The organism is Alphaproteobacteria bacterium (genome assembly GCA_041396705.1).
Taxonomy (GTDB): Bacteria; Pseudomonadota; Alphaproteobacteria; order CALKHQ01; family CALKHQ01; genus CALKHQ01.
In genome coordinates, this window is the sequence record JAWKYB010000010.1 from 195,298 (window position 1) to 218,340 (window position 23,043).

The 23,043-nt window shown below is 71.9% G+C and carries 19 protein-coding genes and 1 pseudogene; 12 read left to right on the forward strand and 8 right to left on the reverse strand.

From position 1 onward, the window contains the following. Positions 1 to 4: 4 nt before the first annotated feature. Positions 5 to 1,264, reverse strand: coding sequence for an efflux RND transporter periplasmic adaptor subunit (locus tag R3F55_15860; GenBank protein MEZ5668882.1), 1,260 nt, complete (start codon positions 1,262 to 1,264; stop codon positions 5 to 7). 106 nt (positions 1,265 to 1,370) lie between these two features. Between R3F55_15860 and R3F55_15865 the strand changes: the two genes are divergently transcribed. The 4 genes and pseudogenes from R3F55_15865 to dxs all read left to right on the forward strand — a co-directional run bounded on the left by R3F55_15865 (position 1,371) and on the right by dxs (position 5,439). Continuing rightward, entirely contained in the window at positions 1,371 to 2,336 is a 966-nt protein-coding gene (locus R3F55_15865) for a histone deacetylase family protein (protein ID MEZ5668883.1), read from the forward strand. Then, positions 2,329 to 2,592: an exodeoxyribonuclease VII small subunit gene (locus tag R3F55_15870; protein MEZ5668884.1), complete on the forward strand. Its 264-nt coding sequence runs from the start codon at positions 2,329 to 2,331 to the stop codon at positions 2,590 to 2,592. The genes R3F55_15865 and R3F55_15870 overlap by 8 nt, the downstream gene beginning before the upstream one ends. A gap of 5 nt (positions 2,593 to 2,597) precedes the next feature. Then, a complete protein-coding gene (locus tag R3F55_15875) occupies positions 2,598 to 3,485 on the forward strand; it encodes a polyprenyl synthetase family protein (GenBank protein ID MEZ5668885.1) in 888 nt (295 codons plus the stop codon). Positions 3,486 to 3,507: 22 nt separating this feature from the next. Then, positions 3,508 to 5,439 (forward strand): annotated as a pseudogene (gene dxs / locus R3F55_15880) (1-deoxy-D-xylulose-5-phosphate synthase). A 152-nt stretch (positions 5,440 to 5,591) separates the two neighbouring features. Here dxs and R3F55_15885 read toward each other — a convergent pair. Beyond that, complete coding sequence (locus R3F55_15885; GenBank protein MEZ5668886.1) at positions 5,592 to 6,770, reverse strand: prolyl oligopeptidase family serine peptidase; 1,179 nt, start codon at positions 6,768 to 6,770, stop codon at positions 5,592 to 5,594. After that, on the reverse strand, positions 6,695 to 7,651 hold the full coding sequence (locus tag R3F55_15890) for a hypothetical protein (protein ID MEZ5668887.1): 957 nt from the start codon (positions 7,649 to 7,651) through the stop codon (positions 6,695 to 6,697). Before R3F55_15890 ends, R3F55_15885 begins: the two co-directional genes overlap by 76 nt. Positions 7,652 to 7,828: 177 nt before the next feature. Here R3F55_15890 and R3F55_15895 point away from each other — a divergent pair, with 177 nt between their 5' ends. The 6 genes from R3F55_15895 to R3F55_15920 all read left to right on the forward strand — a co-directional run bounded on the left by R3F55_15895 (position 7,829) and on the right by R3F55_15920 (position 15,389). After that, a complete protein-coding gene (locus tag R3F55_15895; GenBank protein ID MEZ5668888.1) occupies positions 7,829 to 9,217 on the forward strand; it encodes an MATE family efflux transporter in 1,389 nt (462 codons plus the stop codon). Beyond that, complete coding sequence (locus R3F55_15900; GenBank protein MEZ5668889.1) at positions 9,214 to 9,966, forward strand: TlyA family RNA methyltransferase; 753 nt, start codon at positions 9,214 to 9,216, stop codon at positions 9,964 to 9,966. The genes R3F55_15895 and R3F55_15900 overlap by 4 nt, the downstream gene beginning before the upstream one ends. Next, entirely contained in the window at positions 9,959 to 11,227 is a 1,269-nt protein-coding gene (locus R3F55_15905) for a class I SAM-dependent RNA methyltransferase (protein MEZ5668890.1), read from the forward strand. The genes R3F55_15900 and R3F55_15905 overlap by 8 nt, the downstream gene beginning before the upstream one ends. A 32-nt stretch (positions 11,228 to 11,259) precedes the next feature. Continuing rightward, positions 11,260 to 12,684, forward strand: coding sequence for an FAD-binding oxidoreductase (locus tag R3F55_15910; GenBank protein MEZ5668891.1), 1,425 nt, complete (start codon positions 11,260 to 11,262; stop codon positions 12,682 to 12,684). Between the two features lie 144 nt (positions 12,685 to 12,828). Next, positions 12,829 to 14,508: an energy-dependent translational throttle protein EttA gene (gene ettA / locus R3F55_15915; protein MEZ5668892.1), complete on the forward strand. Its 1,680-nt coding sequence runs from the start codon at positions 12,829 to 12,831 to the stop codon at positions 14,506 to 14,508. Between the two features lie 122 nt (positions 14,509 to 14,630). Then, entirely contained in the window at positions 14,631 to 15,389 is a 759-nt protein-coding gene (locus tag R3F55_15920) for a PRC-barrel domain-containing protein (GenBank protein MEZ5668893.1), read from the forward strand. On the opposite strand, the gene R3F55_15925 is transcribed toward R3F55_15920, so the two are convergent. Continuing rightward, entirely contained in the window at positions 15,377 to 16,252 is an 876-nt protein-coding gene (locus R3F55_15925) for a DMT family transporter (GenBank protein ID MEZ5668894.1), read from the reverse strand. The genes R3F55_15920 and R3F55_15925 overlap by 13 nt on opposite strands. Before the next feature lie 185 nt (positions 16,253 to 16,437). On the opposite strand from R3F55_15925, the gene R3F55_15930 reads away from it, so the two are divergent. After that, a complete protein-coding gene (locus R3F55_15930) occupies positions 16,438 to 17,175 on the forward strand; it encodes a class I SAM-dependent methyltransferase (GenBank protein ID MEZ5668895.1) in 738 nt (245 codons plus the stop codon). 3 nt (positions 17,176 to 17,178) lie between these two features. Here the strand turns inward: R3F55_15930 and R3F55_15935 are convergent, their stop codons facing one another. From R3F55_15935 to R3F55_15950, 4 genes are all read right to left on the reverse strand, one after another. Continuing rightward, positions 17,179 to 19,137 carry an adenylate/guanylate cyclase domain-containing protein gene (locus R3F55_15935; protein ID MEZ5668896.1) on the reverse strand — a complete coding sequence of 653 codons (1,959 nt, stop codon included), beginning with the start codon at positions 19,135 to 19,137 and terminating at the stop codon, positions 17,179 to 17,181. Positions 19,138 to 19,150: 13 nt separating this feature from the next. Next, complete coding sequence (locus tag R3F55_15940) at positions 19,151 to 19,792, reverse strand: FecR domain-containing protein (GenBank protein MEZ5668897.1); 642 nt, start codon at positions 19,790 to 19,792, stop codon at positions 19,151 to 19,153. 197 nt (positions 19,793 to 19,989) lie between these two features. Then, complete coding sequence (locus tag R3F55_15945; protein MEZ5668898.1) at positions 19,990 to 20,529, reverse strand: ABC transporter substrate-binding protein; 540 nt, start codon at positions 20,527 to 20,529, stop codon at positions 19,990 to 19,992. Positions 20,530 to 20,654: 125 nt separating this feature from the next. After that, entirely contained in the window at positions 20,655 to 21,464 is an 810-nt protein-coding gene (locus R3F55_15950) for a VacJ family lipoprotein (GenBank protein MEZ5668899.1), read from the reverse strand. A 495-nt stretch (positions 21,465 to 21,959) separates the two neighbouring features. Here R3F55_15950 and R3F55_15955 point away from each other — a divergent pair, with 495 nt between their 5' ends. After that, complete coding sequence (locus R3F55_15955; protein ID MEZ5668900.1) at positions 21,960 to 23,018, forward strand: GGDEF domain-containing protein; 1,059 nt, start codon at positions 21,960 to 21,962, stop codon at positions 23,016 to 23,018. Positions 23,019 to 23,043 lie beyond the last annotated feature (25 nt).

The following is a 23,043-nucleotide window of genomic DNA, read 5'->3' on the forward strand; positions in this document are numbered from 1 at the left end:
GCGATCAGGCGCCGTCGGAGGGCGGCTCGCCCTCAACTGGCGGCCCGCCCTCCGCCGGCGGCGCATCGTCGCCGCCCGCCGGTGCGCCTTCGCCTCCCGGCGCGCCGCCTTCGGGCATCGCGCCCGGCGGCGGGCCGCCGGCCGCCATCACCGGCTGGCCCGGCTGCAGCCGCTCGTTGCCGCGCACCACGGCCTGGTCGCCGACGGCGAGCCCGGCCAGCACCTGGAAGCGGTCGCCGATCGCGCTGCCGAGCTGCACGGGGCGCAACTGGGCGGTGCCGTCCAGGACGACATAGACGATGGTGCCGCTGGGCCCGGCGATCACCGCGTCCTTGGCCACGGTGACCACCATCTCCTGCGGGCCCTGCGGCACATAGACGGTAGCACTCTGGTTGGCCGCCAGCGGCTTGACCACCTCGCCGAACGTGGGTGCGAAGCGCACCCGGCGGGTGCGGGTCAGCGGGTTTTCCTCCGGCACGACGGCGCGCACCACCGCGCTGTGGCGCGTGCCGTCGTCCAGGGTGAAGCTGACCTCGGTGCCCAGGCCGAGGCCGGTCAGCCGCTCGGTCGGCACGTCGGCCTCGAGTTCGAGCTCGCGGTCGTTGACCAGCCGCAGCACGCTCTGGCCGACGCTGACATAGTCGCCGGCGGCGACGAAGCGTTCCGCCACCACGCCGGGGAACGGCGCGGTGATGGTGGCGTCGCCGAAATCCAGGGTCGCCTGCTCCAGGCTGGCGTTGGCGCGGTCGAGCAGGGCCTGGGCCCGGCGCACCGCGGCCTCGGCCGCCGCCGCGACCATCGCCTGGGTGTCGTAGGACGCCTGGTTGAAGGCGGCGGAGTTGCGCAGGTTGGCCAGCCGGTTCAGGTCCTGCTGGGCGCGGTTCTGTTCCGACCGCGCCGCACTGAGCGAGGCCTCGTGGTCGGCGACGTCGGCCGCGGCCAGGTCGAGCGCGAGGCCGAGCCGGCCGGTGTTCAGCGTGACCAGCGCATCGCCGGTCTGCACGCGGCTGCCGACGTCGACGACGACCTCGTCGACCGGGCCGGCCACGCGTGCCGCGATCTCGCTGATCTGGCGGGAGACCAGGCGGCCAAGCACCGGCGTGGTCTGCGCCATCTCCTGCTGCACCACCGGATCGGTGACCACCAGGGCGGGGCCCTGGGCGGTCGCGGGGCCGGCGCCGGAAAGGCCGACAGCGGCCGCCGCGCAGGCGGCCAGCACGAGCCGTCGCGCAAAGCCGATATCGGGAACCCGCGCGATTGTCACGTCCAAGGTCTCGCTCTCCGGTTGCCGGCACGACATATCATGCCTTGGGGACCAGATCAGGGTTTTTTGTCGCCACTGGAAGGGGAGGGCGCATAGGATAGCGGCCATGCCGACATTGCTCTACAGCCATTCCGCCTGCCTGGCGCACGACACCGGCGGGCACCATGTCGAGCGGCCCGATCGGCTGCGCGCGGTGCTGGGGGCGCTGGCCGGCGCGGGCTTCGACGGGCTCGACCGGCGCGAGGCGCCGGTGGCGGATCTGGACGATGTCGCCCTGGCCCATCCGCGCGCCTTCGTCGATGCGCTGCTGGCGGCGCTGCCGACCGACGACCTGGCGGCGCTCGATGCCGACACCGTGGTCTCGCCCGGCAGCGGCGAGGCCGCGTTGCGTGCCGCCGGCGCCGTCTGTGCCGCGATCGACGCCGTCGTGGCCGGCGAGGCCGACAATGCGTTCTGCGCCGTGCGTCCGCCGGGCCATCATGCCGAGCCGGCCCGGCCGATGGGCTTCTGCCTGTTCAATTCGGTCGCCATCGGTGCGCTGCATGCAAGGACCGTGCACGGCCTCGACCGGGTCGCGGTGATCGACTTCGACGTCCATCACGGCAACGGCACCCAGGCGATGTTCCAGGACGACCGCCACCTGTTCTACGCCTCCACCCACCAGTGGCCGCTGTATCCGGGCACGGGGGCCGAGGAGGAAACCGGGGTCGGCAACGTCGTCAACGCGCCGCTGCCGGCCGGTGCCGGCGGCGACGCCGTCAAGCGGGCGTTCGACCGCCGCATCCTGCCGGCGCTGAGCCGCTTCGGCCCCGATCTGGTGCTGATCTCGGCCGGCTTCGACGCGCATCGGGCCGATCCGCTGGCCGGCCTGCGGCTGGAAAGCGACGACTTCGGCTGGGTCACCGACGCGCTGTGCGCGGCGGCGGACGAAAGCTGCGGCGGCCGGGTGGTCTCGCTGCTGGAAGGCGGCTATGAGTTGGCCGCCCTCGCCGATTCGGCCGCCTGCCACGTCGAGCGGCTGATGGCCGCCGCCGAGGCCCGCCACGACGACCGAGAGGAAGCCCATGGCTGACAACGCCGACCGCGACGCCCTGCCGGCGGACATCGCCGCGATGTCGTTCGAGGACGCGCTTGCCGCGCTGGAGGCAGTGGTGAAGCGGCTGGAGGCCGGCGAGGGGTCGCTCGACGAGTCGATCGGCGCCTATGAGCGCGGCGTGCTGCTGAAGCGCCATTGCGAGGCTAAGCTGCGCGAGGCGGAGGCGAAGGTGGAGCGGATCAGCCTAGCCGCCGACGGCAGCGCCCGGGCGGAACCGGCGGACCTGGGCTGACGCACTTGGCGGCATTCCAGGCGGCACTGGCCGGCGCCGCGACGGAGGTCGAGGGCGAACTGGAGCGCTGCCTGCCGGCGGGGGACGGGCGCATCGGCCGCCTGTTCGCGGCGATGCGCTACGCCGCCATGGCAGGCGGCAAGCGGCTGCGGCCCTTCCTGGTGCTGGAGACCGGCCGCCTGTTCGGCGCCGATCCGGCCGCTGCCCTGCGCACCGCCGCGGCGGTCGAGATGGTGCACTGCTACTCGCTGGTGCATGACGACCTGCCGGCAATGGACGACGCGGCGCTGCGCCGCGGCCGGCCGAGTTGCCACGTCGCCTTCGACGAGGCGACGGCGATCCTGGCCGGCGACGCCTTGCTGACCCAGGCCTTCGCGCTGCTGGCCGCGCCGGCGCCGGTGGCGGACCCTTCGGTGCGCGCCGACCTGGTGGCGACACTCGCCGCGGCGGTCGGGCCGCTCGGCATGGTCGGCGGCCAGATGATCGACCTGGCTGCCGAAGGCGCGGCGCTGGATCTCGACGAGCTCAGCGACCTGCAGGCGCGCAAGACCGGTGCGCTGATCGGCTTCGCCTGCGAAGCCGGCGCGATCCTCGGCCGGGCGGAGCCGGCCGGGCGCGCGGCGGTCGTCGCCTATGCCGCGGCGCTGGGCCGGGCGTTCCAGGTCGCCGACGACCTGCTCGACGCCACCGGCGACACGACGCGGACCGGCAAGGGTGCCGGCCTCGACTTCGACCGCGCCAAGGCCACATTCGTCACACGGCTTGGCGTTGACGGCGCGCGCGTCGAGGCGCAGCGTCTGGTCGGCCAGGCCTGCGATGCGCTGGCCGCATTCGGGCCGCGCGCCGACCTGCTGCGCGACGCCGCCCGTTTCGCGGTAACGCGCGACCACTAGGGCCGGGAAGAGGGGCATTGCGATGACACGGCGGGCCAGCCGCACGCCACTGCTCGACACGGTGAAGCTGCCGGCCGACCTGCGCCGGCTGGGGCCGGAGGACCTGCGCCAGCTGGCCGACGAGCTGCGGGCGGAGACCATCGACGCCGTCTCCCACACCGGCGGTCATCTCGGTGCCGGCCTCGGCGTGGTCGAGCTGACCGTCGCGTTGCACTATGTGTTCGACACGCCCGACGACACCCTGATCTGGGACGTCGGCCACCAGGCCTATCCGCACAAGATCCTGACCGGGCGGCGCGACCGCATCCGCACCCTGCGCCAGGGCGGCGGGCTGTCCGGCTTCACCCGGCGGACGGAAAGCCCCTACGACCCCTTCGGCGCCGCCCACAGCTCGACCTAGATCTCGGCCGGCCTCGGTTTTGCCGTCGCCCGCGACCTGCGCGGCGGGCGCAACCGGGTGATCGCGGTGATCGGCGACGGCGCGATGAGCGCCGGCATGGCCTATGAGGCGATGAACAACGCCGGCGCGCTCGACACCGGGCTGATCGTGGTGCTGAACGACAACGACATGTCGATCGCCCCGCCGGTCGGCGCGATGAGCAGCTATCTGTCGCGGCTGATCTCGTCGAACCCGTATCGCACGCTTCGCGACATCGCCAAGCGCATGGCGCGGCGCTTCCCGGAGCCGTTCGAGAAAGCGGCGGCGCGGGCGGAGGAGTTCGCCCGCGGCTTCATCGCCGGCGGCACCCTGTTCGAGGAACTGGGCTTCTACTACATCGGCCCGGTCGACGGGCACGACCTCGACCACCTGCTGTCGGTGTTCGGAAATCTGAAAGAGTCGGCTCAACGCCGACCGGTGCTGGTGCATGTCGTCACCCAGAAGGGCAAGGGCTATGCCCCGGCGGAGGAAAGCGACGACAAGTATCACGGCGTCGCCCGTTTCGACGTGGTCACCGGCGCCCAGGTCAAGGCCAAGCCGAACGCGCCGAGCTACACCTCCGTCTTCGCCCGCGAGCTGATCGCCCAGGCCGAACGGGACGAATCCATCGTTGCCGTCACCGCGGCGATGCCGTCGGGCACCGGCCTCAATCTGTTCGCCGAGCGCTTCCCGAAGCGCACCTTCGACGTCGGGATTGCCGAGCAGCATGCGGTGACCTTCGCCGCCGGCCTCGCCTGCGCCGGGCTGAAGCCGGTGGTGGCGATCTATTCCACCTTCCTGCAGCGCGCCTACGACCAGATCGTCCACGACGTGGCGATCCAGCGTCTGCCGGTGCGCTTCGCCATCGACCGCGCCGGCCTGGTCGGCGCCGACGGCGCCACCCACTGCGGCGCCTACGACATCGCCTATCTCGGCTGCCTGCCCGATTTCGTGCTGATGGCCGCGGCGGACGAGGCCGAGCTGAAGCACATGGTCGCGACCATGATCGCGATCGACGACCGGCCGAGCGCGGTGCGCTTCCCGCGCGGCGAAGGCGTCGGCGTGGACATGCCCGACCTCGGCGGCGTGCTGGAGATCGGCAGGGGACGGGTGGTGCGCGAGGGCGCCGGCGTCGCCCTGCTCAGCTACGGAACCTGCCTCGCCCGCTGCCTGGAGGCGGCCGACGGCCTCGCCCAGCACGGCCTGAAGCCCACGGTGGCCGACGCGCGTTTCGCCAAGCCGCTGGACGGTGCGCTGGTCGACCGGCTGGCGGCCGAGCACGACGTGCTGGTGACGGTGGAGGAAGGTGCGGCCGGCGGCTTCGGCGCCATCGTCGCCCACCACCTGGCCCGGGCCGGCCGGTTCGACCGCGGCCTCAGGTTCCGGCCGATGACCCTGCCGGACCGCCTCGTCGACCACGGCAAGCCGGCCGACCAGCTCGCCGAGGCCGGCCTCGACGCGCCGGCCATCGTCGCCACGGCGCTGTCGGCCCTGGGCCGCGACGAGGCGACGGCGGAACGCCCGGCGCGGGCGTGAGCGCCCTGCTCGTCCCTTCTTCCATCATTGCGAGGAGCGCGCCGACGCGGCAATCCACCGGGCGTCTCCGCTGTGGCGCCATCCTTCCGGATTGCCGCGCCGCCTGCGGCGGCTCGCAATGACGGGAAGGACCGTGGGGTTCGATCCGCGCCCTATTCCGCCCGGTCCGCCAGCGCCCTGAGAAAGAACACGGTCGACAGCGCGTCGCGGCGGGCCAGCTGGAGCAGGTCGGCGGCGGCGCTGTGGCCGCCCTCGGTATTCTCGTAATAGAGCACGTCGCGGCCCTGCTCTAGCAGCTTGGCGGCCATCTTGCGGGCGTGGCCGGGGTGCACGCGGTCGTCGCGGGTCGAGGTCCAGAAGAACAGCTTCGGCATCGGTCCGTCGACCGGGACGTTCTGATAGGGCGAGTAGCGGGCGATGAACGCGCGCTCCTCGGGAATGTCGGGGTCGCCGTATTCGCCGATCCACGAGGCGCCGGCCAACAGCTTGTGGTAGCGCAGCATGTCGAGCAGCGGCACCGCGCATACTGCGGCGCCGAACAGCGCCGGCCGCTGCGTCACCGCGGCGCCGACCAGCAGCCCGCCGTTGGAGCCGCCGTAGATGCCGAGCCGCCGCGGCCGCGTCAACCCGCTGGCGACCAGGTGCTCGGCAACGGCATAGAAGTCGTCGAAGGCGCGCTGGCGGTTGGCCTTCAGCGCGGCGTCGTGCCACGCGGGTCCGAATTCGCCGCCGCCGCGGATGTTGGCGATGGCATAGGCGCCGCCGCGCTCCAGCCACGCCTTCCGGTCCGGGCCGACATAGCCCGGCGTCAGCGAGACTTCGAAGCCGCCGTAGCCGTAGAGGATGGTCGGCACGTCCCCGTCCGGCCGGGCGTCCCTGGCGCGCAGCAGGAAGTATGGCACCTCGGTGCCGTCCGCGCTCGTCGCGATCCTCTGCTCGCTGACATAGGGCTCGGCGTCGATGTGGGCCGGCAGCCGCTTGATCGGCGCCGGTGCCGCCGCCCCGTCGGCCAGGTACAGCGTCGTCGGCGTCAGGAAATCCTCGTAGTTCAGCAGCGCGGTGTCGGTGTGGTCGTCGGCGCCGACCACGGCGACGCTGCCATGCTCCGGCAGTCCCAGCGGCTGCAACCGCCAGCCGTCGCCGTCCGGCTGCGCCACCGCGATGCGGCTCTTGACCAGGTCGAGCACCTGCACGAGCACACGGTCGCGGGTGGTCGCCATCCCCTGGATGGCGCCGCGCGGCGGCGGCGTCGCGATCAGCCGCACGGCCCGCGGCGCCGTTGCAGCCACCGTCGCGGCGATGTCGAGCGAGATCGCCGCGCCGGCCGGCAAGTGCGCGCCGTCGACGGCCCAGGGCGACCGCAGCAGCGCCAGCAGCCGGCCGGCGAAGACCCCGCGGAAGTCGATGTCGTCCGGCAGGGGCAGGGGGTCGCCTGCCCGTCGCGGTCGACGAGGAAGACCTGTTCGTGAAAGAAGTCCGGCCGGCGCAGGATGAAGGCATGGGTGCCGTCGGGGCGGTGCTCGACATGGCTGCCGAGCAGGGCGTCGGTCTCGGGCGCCTCGTAGACCAGCGGCGCATCCGCGATCGGCGTGCCGCGCCGCCACAGCCGCACCGTGCGCGGATACCCCGCCGTGTTGAGCGGTCCGCCGCCGTTGCCGGTCTGCACCAGCAGGGTGTCGGGATCGAGCCATGCGGCGCTCTGCTTCGCCTCGGGCAGCGCGAAACCGTCGTCGACGAAAGCCTTGGTCGCCAAGTCGAACTCGCGCATCACCACGGCGTCGCCGCCGCCACGGGACAGGAAGACGAGGCAGCGCGACCGGTCCGGCGGCAGGAACGCCCGTCCGGCATAGACCCAGTTCTCGCCCTCGGCCACGGCGAGCGCGTCGAGGTCGAGCACCACCTCCCATGCGGTCTTCGGCGCGCGGTAGCTGGCCAGGCTGGTCCGCCGCAGCAGCCCGCGCACGTGGTCGCGGTCGCGCCAGAACCCGTGCACCGTGCCGGCACGGGGCTGGCCGTAGGGGATGCGGTCGTCGGCGGTATGGATGGCGCGGGCGTCGGCATGGATGGGGGCAAAGCGCGGATCGCCCTCCAGGACCTTCAGGCTCTCCGCATTGCGGGCGCGCACCCACTCCAGCGCCCGCGCGCCCTCGATCTCCTCGAGCCAGAGATAGGGGTCGTCGGCGGGGGTGTCCTGCGGGGACTTTTCGTTCATGGCATTCGGGCTCCGTCGCTGCCGCGATCGCGTCGCCGGAAGGGGGCGGCGCACGACCCGTATCACGGCGCAGCGGCGGCGGGAGAATCCGATTCCACCCTGCCCGCAAAGTAGGCATAGTGCGGAGCCATGCCCACACCAGAGACCACCGTGCGGCCGGCCGTTGGCCGGGCCCAGATGCCTGCGCGTTCGCCGTGGCTCGTCGAGCTGCGGGCAACGGTGTGGCTTGCCGTGCCGCTGGTGCTGACCCAGCTGTCGCAGATCGCGATCCAGACCACCGATGTCGTGATGATGGGCTGGCTCGGCAAGGACGAGCTCGCCGCCGGCGCGCTGACCGGCCACACCTTCTACGCCTTCTTCCTGCTCGGGCTCGGCGTCTGCTCGGCGGTGGCGCCGCTCGCCGCCCAGGCGCTCGGCGCCAACCGGCGGCGGGACGTGCGCCGCTACACCCGCCAGGGCCTCTATGCCGCGCTGATCGTCTGTCTGCCGGTCTGGCTGATCCTGGCCTGGTTCGGGCCGATCGCCCGCCTGCTCGGCCAGGATCCGGTCATTGTCGCGCTGGGCCAGCCCTACATGGTGGCGCTGCTGGCGGCGCTGCCGCCGGCGCTGGGCTATGTCGTCCTGCGCTGCTTCTGCGCCGCGCTGAACCGGCCGACGCCGGCGCTGGTGGCGATGGCGGTCAGCATCCCGCTCAACGGCCTGCTCAATTACGGGCTGATGTTCGGCGAGTTCGGCCTGCCCGACCTCGGCCTGGTCGGCGCCGGCGTCAGCACCGTGATCACGGAGTGGCTGATGTTCGGCGGGCTGCTGCTCTATGTCGTCCGCGACCGCGGCTTCCGCCGCTACGGCATCCTGGTGCGCTGGTGGAAGGCCGACATGGTCCGGCTGCGCCAGGTGTTCGCCGTCGGCCTGCCGATCGGCGGCTCGATCCTGATGGAAGCGCTGATGTTCTCGGCCGCGGTCTACTTCATGGGGATCATCGGCGACGATGCCATCGCCGCCCACCAGATCGCGATCCAGTGCGCCGCGATCAGCTTCATGGTGCCGCTGGGCGTCGCCCAGGCGGCGGTGATCCGGGTCGGCCACGCGGCCGGCAGGCACGATCGCGCCGGCCTGCGCCGCGCCGGCTTCGTCGCCTATGGCGTCGCCTGCGGCTTCATGGCGGCGATGGCGATCCTGTTCCTCGCCATCCCGGAGATCCTCGCCGGCGCCTATCTCGACCGTGCCGATCCGGCCAACGCCGACGTGATCGCGCTGGCGGTCGGCTTCTTCGCCATCGCCGCCCTGTTCCAGGTGTTCGACGGTGCCCAGGTGATCGGCCAGCACGTGCTGCGCGGCCTCAAGGACACACGGGTGCCGATGGTGGTGGCCGGCATCGGCTACTGGCTGGTCGGCATGCCGGCTTCGGCGCTGCTCGCCTTCGGCCTCGGGCTGGAGGGCACCGGCGTCTGGCTGGGGCTGGCGGCCGGGCTCTCGGTGGTGGCCGCGATCCTGCTGCACCGCTTCAACCGCGAGACGCAGCCGGACCGCGTCGGTCGCTGGTTCGCGCGGGTCGACCACGGATGACCGCCGCCCGACGCCGTCGCGCCGACGTGGCCCTGGTCGAGCGCGGGCTGGTCGAGAGCCGCGCCCGGGCCCAGGCCCTGATCATGGCCGGCAAGGTGTTCCAGGGCGAGGCACGGGTGGAGAAGCCCGGCCAGCCGGTGAAGGACGAGGCGCCGCTGGAGGTACGCGGCCGCGACCATCCCTGGGTCTCGCGCGGCGGGCTGAAGCTCGCCCATGCGCTCGACCGCTTCCGCCTCGACCCGGCCGGGCTGGTCGCGATCGACGTCGGCGCGTCCACCGGCGGCTTCACCGACGTACTGCTGTCGCACGGTGCGGCGCGGGTCTATGCCGTCGATGTCGGCCACGGCCAGCTCGCCTGGAAGCTTCAGTCGGACCCGCGGGTGGCGGTGCTCGACCGCACCAACGCGCGCACGTTGACCGCGGCGCAGGTGCCGGAGCCGGTCGACGCGGTGGTGTGCGACGCCAGCTTCATCGGCCTGAAGACGGTGCTGCCGGCGGCGCTGGCATTGGTCCGGCCCGGCGGCTGGGCGGTGGCGCTGATCAAGCCGCAGTTCGAGGTCGGCCGCGACCGGCTGGGCAAGGGCGGGGTGGTCCGCGATCCCGCGCTGCACCAGGCGGCGTGCGACGACATCCGGGCGTGGTTCGATGGGTTGCCGGGCTGGACGGTGATCGATATCGCCGAGAGCCCGATCACCGGACCGGAGGGCAACCGCGAGTTCCTGATCGCGGCGCGGCGCGGCGATGGCTGACACCGTCGAGGTCGTGGTCGAGCGGCTGGGCGCGCTCGGCGACGGGGTGGCGAGCCATGCCGGTGCGCCGCTGATCGTGCCGTTCGCGCTGCCCGGCGAGCGGGTCGCCGTGCGTCTCGTCGGGCGGCGCGGCGGCGTGGCACTGTCCGAGCTGTGCGCGGCCGTTGCGCCGTCGCCCGACCGCGTGGCGCCACCCTGCCGGCATTTCGCCGCCTGCGGCGGCTGCGCCCTGCAGCACGCGGCTCCCGGACCGATCGCCGACTGGCGGCGGCAGACGATCGTCGAGGCGCTGGCCCGGGCCGGGCTGGAGGCGCCGGTGGCCGCGCCGGTCGGCGCCGGCGGCGGCGGAAGGCGGCGCGCGTCCTGGTCCGCGCTGATGCTGCACGGCGGGCACGTGCTGCTTGGCTACCACCAGCGTCGCGGCAAGCGGCTCGTCGACATCCAGGTCTGCCCGCAGGTCGACCCGGCGCTGTTCGCGCTGGCGCAGCCGCTGCGCGAGGCCCTGCGCGCGGTGCTGTCCGCGCACGAGACTGCCGACGCGACGGCCAGCCGGCTCGACAACGGCATCGACCTGCTGCTGGTCGGTCCGCGGGCGCTGTCGCTCGACGCCCGCATGGCGCTGACCGAGCTCGCCGAGCGTTGCGACCTCGCCCGCGTCGCCTGGCAGCCGCGCGAGCGCGAGCCGGCCGAACCCGTCGCGCTGCGCCGCGTGCCGACGATCGCGATGGGCGGGGTGCCGGTGCAGCCGCCGCCCGGCGCCTTCCTGCAGGCGACCGCCGCTGGCGAGGCGGCGATGGTGGCTTGTGCCACCGCCTGGCTCGACGGCGCCGGGCACGTCGCCGATCTCTATGCCGGCTGCGGCACCTTCGCGTTCCCGCTGGTTCGCGGCGCGACGGTGGTCGCCTACGAGGGATCGCAGGAAATGGCTGCCGCGCTGGATGCCGCCGCCCGTGCCGCCCAGCTTACCGGGCGGCTGACGGTGGCGCGCCGCGACCTGGAGATCCGGCCGCTGCAGCGCGACGAGATGAAGAAGCTGGACGGGCTGCTGCTCGATCCGCCGCGCGCCGGTGCCACCCGGCAGTGCGCCGTGCTGGCCAGCTACGGCCCGGCGCGGGTGGTGATGGCCTCGTGCTATCCGCCCAGCTTCGCCCGCGACGCCCGCACGCTGGTCGACGGCGGCTATCGCCTTGTCGAAGTGCAGCCGGTCGACCAGTTCGGCTGGTCGCACCACGTCGAGCTGATCGCCCGCTTCGAGCGTTGACCACGGCCGGGCTCCCGGCGGATGTTGCCGCCATGGACGCGATTTCACCCCCTGCCGATGCGATCCGGGCCCTGAAGGATGCCGTCGGTGCCAAAGGCTGGCTGGATGCGCCGGCTGAGACCGCGCGCTATCTGACCGACGAGCGCGACCTGTTCCACGGCGCTGCGCCGCTGGTGCTGCGCCCCGATTCGACGGCGGCGGTGGCGCGGGCGGTGGCGCTGTGCGCCGCGCACGGCATCGGCATCGTGCCGCAGGGCGGCAACACCGGCTATGTCGGCGGGGCGACGCCCAGCGCCGACGGCAGCCAGGTGGTGCTGTCGCTGGAGCGGATGAACCGCATCCGCGCGGTCGACCCGCTGGACAACACCATGGTGGTCGAGGCCGGCTGCGTGCTGGTCGCGGTGCAGGCGGCCGCGGCCGAGGTCGACCGGCTGTTCCCGCTCAGCCTCGGCGCCGAGGGCAGCTGCCAGATCGGCGGCAACCTGTCGACCAATGCCGGCGGCACCCAGGTGCTGCGCTACGGCAACACCCGCGACCTCGTGCTCGGCCTGGAGGTGGTGCTGCCCGACGGCCGGGTGTGGAACGGCCTCAACCGGCTGCGCAAGAACAACACCGGCTACGACCTGAAGCAGCTGTTCATCGGTGCCGAGGGCACGCTCGGCATCGTCACCGCGGCGGTGCTGAAGCTGTTCCCGGCGCCGAAGGACCGGTGCGTGTGCTGGCTGGCGGTGCCGTCGCCGCAGGCGGCGCTGGCGCTGCTGGCGCGAATGCGCGCGGCCACCGGCGAGAGCGTGACCAGCTTCGAATACATCCAGCGCGGCTGTATCGACATGGTACTGGCCCATGTCGACGGCACCGCCGACCCGCTGGAGCAGCGCTACGACCACTATGTGCTGTGCGAGCTGACCAGCTCGCGCGCCGAGGCCGGCCTGCGCGACCTGGCCGAGGCCGCGTTCGAGCAGGGCTTCGGCGCCGACGAGATCCTCGACGGCACCATCGCGGCCAGCGATGCCCAGGCGCTGGCGCTGTGGCGGCTGCGCGAGACGATCCCGGAGGCGACGCGCAAGGCCGGTGCCACCATCAAGCACGATGTCTCGGTGGCGATCTCGGCGGTGCCGCGCTTCCTGCAGGAGGCGACGGCGCTGGCCGAGGCTGAGTTGCCGGGCGTGCGCGTCACCCCGTTCGGCCACCTCGGCGACGGCAACATCCACTTCAATCTCAGCCAGCCGGCCGGCGGCGATCTGGCCGCCTTCCTGGCCGAGGCCAAGCGGATCAACGGACTGGTGCACGACCTGGTCCACCGGCTCGGCGGCAGCTTCAGCGCCGAGCACGGCGTCGGCGCGCTGAAGAAGGCCGAGCTGGTGCGCTATCACCCGCCGGAGACGCTGGACCTGCTGCGTGCGGTCAAGGCCGCCATCGACCCGCAGGGGCTGATGAATCCGGGCAAGATGTTGTAGCGGCCGCGCCGCATACCCATGTAAGCGCGACGGTTCCATGCGGCCGCCGCCGGTCGCGGCGCAACGTTGCGCCACCGCCGCCCCTGGGCTAGAACCCAGCCGCCGCAACCGTCCCCAAGCCCAAAAACCGCAGAGGAGTGCGCCGTGGCGTCCTATCAGTACGTCTATGTGATGAAAGGCCTGGGCAAGGCCTACCCGGGCGGCAAGGAGGTGCTGAAGGACATCTGGCTGAGCTTCCTGCCGGGCGCCAAGATCGGCGTGCTCGGCCTGAACGGCGCCGGCAAGTCGACCCTGCTGAAGATCATGGCCGGGCTCGACAAGGGCTTCACCGGCGAGGCCTTCGCCGCCAAGCAGGCCACCGTCGGCTATCTGGCGCAGGAGCCCGAGCTCGACGCGGCCAAGACCGTCGCCGAGAACGTGATGGACGCGCTGGCGCCGCTGAAGGCGCTGGTCGACCGCTTCAACGAGGTCAGCATGCGCTTCGCCGAGGAGCTGACCGACGACGAGATGAACGACCTGATCGCCGAGCAGGCCGAGCTGCAGGAGAAGATCGACGCGGCCGACGCCTGGGACCTGGACCGCAAGGTCGAGATCGCGATGGACGCGCTGCGCTGTCCGCCGGGCGAATCGCCGGTGACCAACCTGTCGGGCGGCGAGCGCCGCCGGGTGGCGCTGTGCCGGCTGCTGCTGGAGAAGCCCGACCTGCTGCTGCTCGACGAGCCGACCAACCACCTCGACGCCGAATCGGTGGCCTGGCTGGAGCGGCACCTGGAGGAATATCCGGGCACCGTGGTGGCGGTGACCCACGACCGCTATTTCCTCGACAACGTCGCCGGCTGGATCCTGGAGCTCGACCGCGGCCGCGGCATCCCCTACGAGGGCAACTACTCCGGCTGGCTGGAGCAGAAGCAGAAGCGGCTGGCCCAGGAGGAGAAGCAGGAGCAGTCGCGCCAGCGGGTGCTGAGCGAGGAACTGGACTGGATCCGCCAGTCGCCGCGTGCCCGCCAGGCCAAGAGCAAGGCGCGCATCACCGCCTATGAATCGCTGCTGGCCCAGGCGCAGGAACAGGCGCCGGAGCGCCAGCAGATCACCATTCCGCCGGGCCCGCGGCTGGGCGAGGTGGTGATCGAGGCCGATCATCTGTCCAAGGCGTTCGGCGACAAGCTGCTGATCGACGATTTGTCGTTCAAGCTGCCGCCGGGCGGCATCGTCGGCGTGATCGGCCCGAACGGCGCCGGCAAGACCACGCTGTTCCGCATGATCACCGGCCAGGACAAGCCGGACGGCGGCGCGATCCGCGTCGGCGACACGGTGAAGATGGCGTTCGTCGACCAGAGCCGCGACAGCCTCAACGCCGACAAGACCGTGTGGGAGGAGATCTCCAACGGCCTCGACGTGATCGAGCTGGGCAAGAAGACGGTGCAGAGCCGGGCCTATGTCGGCGGCTTCAACTTCCGCGGCGCCGACCAGCAGAAGCGGGTCGGCCAGCTGTCGGGCGGCGAACGCAATCGCGTACACCTGGCCAAGATGCTGAAATCCGGCGCCAACCTGCTGCTGCTCGACGAGCCGACCAACGACCTGGACGTCGACACCCTGCGCGCGCTGGAGGAGGCCCTGCTGGCCTATGCCGGCTGCGCGGTGGTGATCAGCCACGACCGCTGGTTCCTCGACCGCATCGCCACCCACATGCTGGCGTTCGAGGGCGACAGCCATGTCGAGTGGTTCGAGGGCAACTTCCAGGACTACGAGGTCGACAAGAAGCGCCGGCTCGGCGCCGAGGCCGACCAGCCGCACCGCATCAAGTACAAGCCGCTGACGCGGTAGCCGCGGCGATAGGCGCGGGCCGGGGTCCCGGTCCGCGCCTGTGACACACCGCCCCGGCGGAATCCGGAACCCGGCTCCCAATCTGTGTGTTGGTGTCGCAACCACGGAAGGGAACGGGAAACATGCTTCACGCCCTCACGGATCTGCAGACCTATGCCCTGCATGCGACCGACGGCGACCTCGGCTCGGTCAAGGACCTCTATTTCGACGACAGCGACTGGTCGGTTCGCTATCTGGTGGCGAACAGCGGATTCTGGTTCTTCGGCCGCGACGTCCTGCTGAATGCCGACGTGATCGGCGCGCCCGATCCCGACAAGGAGATCCTGCCGGTCAGGCTGACGCGCGACGAGATCAAGGACGCGCCGTCGGCGTCGTCGCACGAGACGGTGTCGCAGCGGCACGGGCACGGCGGCCTGCCGCCATTCATCAGCCGCGACACGACGCGGGCGCTGCCGCCCTACCTGCCGCTGCTGTCCATGCCGCGGCTCGGCGACGACGAGCCGCTGTCCAGTTTCGAGGCCGACATCGCCGCGGCGGCGGAGCGCGGCGACCCGCACCTGCGCAGCGGTGCGGCGATCCGCGGCTACGACATCACCGCCAGCGACGGCCACATCGGCACCGTCGACGACGTGATCGTCGGAGTCGAGCCGTGGCGGGTGCGCTATCTGGCGGTCGACACCGCGGGCTGGCTGGGCGAGCGCGTGGTGGTGCTGTCCGTCGACTGGATCCGCGGCATCGATCACCTGGAAAAGACCATCGCGATGCCGCTGACCAGGCAGGCGATCAAGGACAGCCCGACGCTGAACAGCCTGAAGGACCTCGGCCGGCCGTTCGAGCGGCGCCTGCACGACGCGCTCGGCTTCGCCGGCTACTGGTCCTGAGCGGGCGGCCGCGCGGCCGCGCCGGCACGGCTGAGCTGGACCAGCAGGATGCCGGCTGCGACCACGGCGACCCCGAGCACGTCGATCAGGCCGATCGGCTCGGCCAGCAGCAGCCAGGCGACGGCGACGCCGAAGCCGGGATTGAGGAAGTGGAAGGCGCTGGCGCGGGCGGCGCCGATCCGCCCGATCAGCGCGAACCACAGCCAGGTGGCGATCACGCCGGGCACCAGTGTGGTATAGGCGAAGGCCGCGGCCAGCGACCAGGTCGGAACGATCTGGTCGAAGCGTTCGCCGGCGAAGGCGAACGGCGCCAGCGCCGCGCCGCCGACCAGCATCTGCAGCCCGACCATCATGAACAGCCCGGTACCCATGTTGCCGTGGCGCACCAGCAGCGTCGCCGCCGCCAGCGCGGTGACGCCGATCAGGCACAGGCCGATGCCGAGCGGGTCGGCGTTGCCGCCGAGCCGGTCGGCCATGATCGCGACCACGCCGCCGAAGCCGAGCAGCAGTCCGGCCAACCCGCCGGCGCCGATCCGTTCCGGCGAGACCAGCGGCCCGAAGGCGGCCACCAGCAGCGGCATCGCGCTGGCGATAATCGCGGCCAGTCCGGCCGGGATCGTGGTCATGGCGATGAAGAACAGGCCCAGATAGACGCTGTTCTGGCACAGCCCGAGCAGCACCAGACGCCCCCATTGCGCCGCCCGGCGCGGCGGCCGCTGGCCGAGCGCGAGGCCGATGGCGACCGCGATCAGGCCGGACAGCAGGAAGCGGGCGGTCAGCAGCAGCAGCGGCGGGGCGTCGGCCAGCGCGATCTTGGCCGAGGTGAAGGCCGAGCTCCACATCAGCGCGAAGGCGACGCCCATCGCCAACGCGGCCGCGTCGCGGGGCGGCCGCGCGACCGCCGGCTTGCCTGCTGCGGCTGGCTGGGATGACGTCATGCGGGTTCCCGGTCTGCGGCCCGGTCGGGCCGGCCGCCGTTCGATAGCCCAGGCTGCCGGCAAAGGCGATGGCCTTGTACGCGGTTCGCGGTCGCGGCTAGAACGCCTGCATGGCGCACGACAGCAGCGCATTCTTCACCGGCCTTGCCGCCGAGGCCTGGCGGCTGGCGCGAACCGACGACGTCCTCGCCGCCGAGGCCGGCTATCTGCGCAGCCGCCTGGCGCTGCGCCGCGGCGCGCGCGTGCTCGACGTCCCCTGCGGCGACGGCCGCCTGGCCGCCAGGCTGGCCCGGGCCGGGCTGCGGGTGGTCGGCGTCGACGCGTCGCCGGCGATGCTGGCCGATGCACCGCGCGCGGCCGGCTGCGAATGGCGGCAAGGCGACATGGCCGACATGGCGGCGGTGGTGCCGGAGCGGGGCGCGTTCGACGCCGCCTTCTGCGTCGGTAACGCGCTGGGCTATCTCGACCGGCGTGCGACCGCCGGCTTTTTCGCCGCCGTCGCCACGGCCCTGCGCAGCGGCGCGCGCTTCGTCGTCGACACCGAGATGGCGGCCGAATCGGTGCTGCCCAATCTGGCCGAACGGCTGTGGGCGCCGGTCGGCGACATCGTCATGGCGGTCGAACACGACTACCGCGTCGCCGAGAGCCGGCTGCAGAGCCAGTACCACTTCATCCGCGACGGCGCGCGGCAGAGCGCACGGCTCGACCACTGGATCTTCACCAGCGGCGAGATCGCGGCGATGCTCGCCGGCGCCGGCTTCGAGGTGGCCGCGATGGAGGCCGATCTGGACGGCAACCCCTATGCGGTCGGCGAGCCGCGGCTGCTGGTCGTCGCCGTACGGCGCTGAGGCTCAGGCGACGGCGCGCACGCCGGCGGCCGGCCGCAACACGCAGGCCGCCAGCGGCCGGCTCCTGCCGCGCAGCTGGAGCGGCGGCAGCGGCGCGAAGCGCCGCAGCAGCGCCGGGTCGATACCGGGCTGTGCCGCAGCCACCGCATCGGCGGAGACCACCAGCGGCGAGCCCAGCTCGCGGGTCAGCTCCTCCAGCCGCGCCGCGACGTTGACCGTGTCGCCGGTGGCGGTGAACTGGACCTGCCGCGCGCCACCGATCTCGGCCAGCGCCACTGTGCCGTGGTGGATGCCGATCGACAGGTGCAGCGGCCGCCCGCCTGCCAGCCACGCATCGGCGCCCGGCGCACCGAAATCCGCGATCATCCGCAGCGCGCAGCGCACCGCGTCCGCCGCGGCGGTGGCCGCGCTGCCTTCGCCGATGCCGAACAGCACCATCGCGCCGTCGCCGATGAACTTGTCGACGATGCCGTCATGCGCCTCGGTCGCCGCCTCGACCAGCCGGTAGAAGCGCGACAGCAGCGGCAGCGTGTCCGCGGCGGCGATCGATTCGGTCGCCTCGGTGAAGCCGACCAGGTCGACGAACATCACCGCGGCGGTCGCCTCGTGCACCTCGATCAGCGACGTGTCGCGGTTGGCCAGGCGCTCGGCCAGCGCTGGCGCGACGAAGCGGGCCAGCGCCTGGCTGCGCCTGGCGTCGGCCCGCCGCTCGCGCCGGTCGCGCGCCAGCCGGGCGGTGACCGCCCATAGGCCGGTGGCCAGGATCGCCACCGCCACCGGCACCGCGTCCAGCCACAGGTCGAAGGCGGCGAAGGCGACATAGACCACCGCGGCCCAGCCGGTGAGCACCAACCCGATGCCGGCCAGCAGCACACCCGGCAACCGGATCGCCACCATCGCCGCGGTGATCGCGACGAACAGCGCCATCAGCCCGATCGACAGCCCCATGGTCTGCGGCGTGCGGGCGAGCCCCTCGCCGTGCAGCAGGTTTTCGGTCATCGACGCGACCAGCTCCACGCCGGGCATCTGGCTGTCGAAGGCGGTCAGGTAGGTATCGCCGACCCCGGTGGCGGTGGCGCCGATCAGGACGATGCGGTTGCGCGCGGTGTGCGCGGGGACCCGGCCCGACATGAAGTCGACCAGCGACACGGTGCGGAAGCTGCCGGACGGGCCGTAGCTGTTGAGCGCCAGCCGGCCGCCGCTGTCGGTCGCCGCCAGCCGGCCGTCGAAACCGAGGCCGCGGCCCTCGATCCACAGCATGTCGGCCGGCGGCAGCGCCAGATAGCTGCGCGCCAGCTCGACCGCCATCGCCGGATAGCGCCGGTCGCCATAGGCGGCGACGGGCGACCAGCGCCTGACCGCGCCGTCGGCCTCCAGCGGCACCGCGACGCTGCCGACCGCGCTGACGGCGGCAAGCTCCGCGAACGGCGCCAGCACGGTTCCGGTCGGCACGGCATGGCCGGCGGCGCTGTCCGGCCCCTGCACATAGCTGAGATAGGCGGAACGCCGGATCGCTTCGTCGCTGGCAACGCCGCCGGGAACGGCCTGGCCGGTCACCGCAAAGGGCAGGACCACGCCGCGCGACCCGGCCACGGCGTCCACCAGCGCCCGGTCGCCGGCCGTCAGGCCGCCGTCGGGGGCGGCACGCCGGTCGACCAGCAGCAGGTCGAGGCCGATGGCGGAGGCGCCGACGGCGTTCAGCCGCCCGACCAGGTCGGCCAGCACCGTCCGCTCGAGCGGCCAGCCGCCGAAATGTTCGACCGAGCGGTCGTCGATGGCGATGATCATCACGTCGCTGTGCGGCACCCGCGGGCCGCGCACCTGGAACAGCAGGTCCAGGAACTGGCCTTCGACGGTCTGCAGCCACGGGCTGTCGCGCCAGCCGACCGCCGCGGTCGCGACCGCGACCACGATCAGGAAGGGCACCGCCGCGAAGCGGATGAGGAATGCCAGGCCGTGCATCGCCGAAAGCCCGCTACGGTGCGCCGGCGATGCTGGTGCGGGCGCGGGCGTCGGCGGCGCGCGCCGCGCCCCACTCCCGCGGCGCGCTCGGTGCGCCGCCGGCCGGAACGTCGGTGCCGAGGCCGGCCGACAGGGCGACCGCATCGCCGGTCGCCGTCGAGGTGACCGCGACCACGCCGGACAGCACCAGCACGGCCGTGCTGTCGCCGGCATGGTCCATGGTCCATTCCGTCGACCGTGCGGCCACCACGGCCGTCGGGGAGACTGTCTGCAGGTCGGAATCAGGGGCGGGCACGCCGATGCGCACCCGCAGGATGCCGTGCAGCAGCTCGATGATGTCGCCGCGGTCGACGCCGGCGCCGCTGCCGACCACCAGCTGCAGCGCGATTTCCGTCTCGGGCCCGATCACCACCCGGGTGCCGTCGTCCAGCACCAGCATGACGCGGGCCGCGTCGCCGGTGCGGATGCGGCCGTCGGCCGCGACCACGTCGCCGACGGCGAGCGGCCGCTCGCCCGCCGCGTCGACCACGGTGGCGGCGCCGACCAGCGTCGCGACATAGGCGCCGGGACCGCTTTCCTGTGCGTGCGCCTGCGGGGCCGCCAGCGCGAAAATGCCGGCGCAGGCGACGATGAACGCTCGCGCAATGAACCACATGGCGGTGCCTTCGCAATGCCCCGATGGCGGCAACCAAAATGGGCCGGCCGGAGGTCGGGCATCGGGGAAGGGCCGCTTATAGCCGAAATCGGCGTCGGGCGCAGCAGCAAATACCAGCGCCGGACTGTAATGAAGTGAGCGCCGTCACTGGCGCCGGTCGCTGCCGGCGCCGGCGTCCCGGCGCGGCCGCGGCGGACTCAGCCCAGGCGGGCGCGCAGGGCCTCGGTCAGGCCGGTCACCGTGCCGCCGTTCTGCTGCAGCACCGAGGCATATTCCTCGCGCAGGGTCTGCGCGATGCTGACGCCTTCGATCGCCACGTCGACCACCACGAAACCGGCGTCGCTGGTGCGGACCCGCCAGTCCACGCGTGCGTCCTGGCCGTTCGGCGTCGTTACCGACGTGGTGACGATGGCGCCGCTGCTGCCGTCTGGGACGGCGCGGCCGACCGTGAAGCCGTGGCCCGAATATTCCTCGAACCGGCCGACATAGGTCGCCACCATCGTGTCCTCGAACACGTCGTAGAAATCGGCCAGTTCCGCGTCGGAGGCCTGGCGCCGGTATTGCCCGAGCACGAAGTTGCCGATCCGCGGCACGTCGAAGTTGGCCGCCAGCAAGGTACGGAACTGCGCCTCGCGCTGCTCGCGGCTCAGGTTCGTCCCGGTCAGGGTGTCGATTGCCGTCTGGCCCAGGTCCTCGATGAACGCCGCCGCCGCAGCGGTGTCGGCCTCTGCGCGCACCGGCGCGCACATGACCACAAGCAACGCCAGCGCTGCCACGCCTCGCCACAACCGATTCATTTCGCGTCCCGTTCCAGTCCGGCTCTGAAGCCAATCAATCATAGGGCCGGCGTCGCGCCAGGCAACTACTCCACGTCCTCTTCGTCGAAGGGTTCTTCGCCGAACGGCGTGTCGCTGGTCGCCCGGTTCTCGATCTCGGCATTGCGCCGCTGCTGATAGGCCGAGCGCAGCCGGGCATAGAAGTCGAGCGAGTCGGCCTTCAGGGCGTCGATCGCCTCGATCGTGCGCACGCGTGTGTCCACCACCGTCAGCCCGGTGCGGATCAGCCGCGCGCCTTCGTTGTTGGTCGCCACCGCCCAGATGTTGAACGGGTCGGTGAAGAAATCGACGATGCGGCCGACCGAATCGCGCGTGTTGGTCGGGCCGATCAGCGGCAGGACGAGGTAGAAGCCCTCGTCGACGCCCCAGCTGGCCAGGGTCTGCCCGAAGTCCTCGCGCTCGCCGGGCTGGTCGTCGATGTCGACGATGACGAGGGTGCCGCCGAGCCCGAGCACGGAGTTGGCCATGAACCGGCCCATGGTGTGGCCGGCTTCGTCGATCTGGCCCTGCAGCACCTGGTTGATCAGGGTGACCGGCTCGGACAGGTTGTTCAGGAAGTTGTGGACGGCGTCCTGCACCGGATAGGGGATCAGGTCGCGATAGGCGACCGCCACCGGGCGCAGCACGACGGTGTCGACACCTTCGTTGATCGACAGCATGTAGCGGTTGAACGGCTCCAGCGGGTCGTTGACCGTGCTGGTCTCCTCGGAGGCGGTCGAACAGGCGGCCAGACCCGCCGCCGCCACGATCGCGGTCAGGCGCGTCCGCGCGCGGCCTCTCCGATTGCGCGCCGCCAACGCCGCCGCCGGCTGCCGTTCGATCGCGTCTCGTGTCATGCCATCACCTAAGACCGTCTCAAACCAAACCGCCGGCCGTTCGACCGGAAGGCAACCGTCGCCGCCGGGCCGCGCATGTTGCGCGGGGGCAACGCCCGCTGCCGGGCCGCACCGCGCGGCGACAACCCGGCCGTCACGCATGCACCGGCGGCCGCCGACTTTGGCGCCGCGATAGTAACGCCCGAACTTCCTCTGACAAAATATTAATAGCGAGACGCGCGCGTGCGCCAGAGCCGTCCTGCGGGCCGTACGCGGCGCCGCGCGCTTGCAGGCGGGTCTGTGCCTTTTCTGTCACACGGCTCTGTTGCGGGCTCGCAACAACGTGCCGCGGACCCGTACGGCCACCGCGGGCCGTCGGCGACGCCCGGCATTAAGGGCTCGTTCAGCGGTTCGCCATAACCTTGGGTCGGCGAGAGAATCAGGGGCAGGCGGTCACGTCCTGGGCACCGGACTCCGGTCCGGCTCGGCGCGAACGACTGCGAGGGTCGAGAGTTCATGACGACAAATTCGAAGGGCTACGACGAGCTGGTGGCGATTGCAGGTTCGTCGTTCGACCGCATGCGCCAGTTCGGCAACCAGCCCATCCCGCGCAATTACGAGGTCTGGTTCGCCTACTTCTCCGGCTCGCGGCCCGACCTGTCGGCCATGATCGACAACCTGATCGACGAGCACCAGAAGGTCGGCGACGCCGACCTGGAGCAGATCTACAACCGCTTCCTGCAGGACTCGAACACCGAGCACGAGCTGCGCGAGACCACGGCCAAGATCGAGGAGACTGTCGGCCAGGTCCTCAACCTGGTCGGGACCGCGGGCGCCGACACCCGCACATTCGGCGAGGTGCTGAGCGGCGCGTCCGGGCGCCTCGACGCCGCGCTCGACGTCGATACCCTGCGCAGCGTCACCTCCGAGCTGATCACCAACACGCGCCAGATGCTGCAGCGGTCGCGGGTGCTGGAGGCCCAGCTGTCCCGCTCGAACCAGCACATCCTGGAATTGCGCAACCACCTGGTCTCGGTGCGCGAAGAGGTGATGACCGATGCGCTGACCGGCATCCCGAACCGGCGCTTCTTCGACTCCGTGTTGCGCGAGCTGGCCTCGCTGTCGGCGACGAGCGAGCGGCCGCTGTGCCTGTGCATGGTCGACATCGACCATTTCAAGCAGTTCAACGACCGCTACGGCCACCAGATCGGCGACCAGGTGCTGAAGCTGGTTGCCAAGGTCCTGCGCGACAGCGTCAAGGGTCGCGACGTGGCCGCACGCTATGGCGGCGAGGAGTTCGTCATCCTGCTGCCGGAGACCCGGCTGCGCGACGCCACCTTGCTCGCCGACCAGATCCGCGAACTGGTCGCCAGCAAGAACCTGGTCAAGCGCACCACCGGCGAGACCATCGGCTCGGTCAACCTGTCGATCGGCGTCAGCCAGTATCGCCGGCACGAATCGGTGCAGTCGTTCATGTCCCGCGCCGACTCGTCGCTCTATCTGGCGAAGAATTCGGGCCGCAACCGGGTCTGCAACGAGACCATGCTGGCGGCCGACATGCAGAAGGCCAGCTGACCGGCCGCGTTCCGCCGCCAACCCC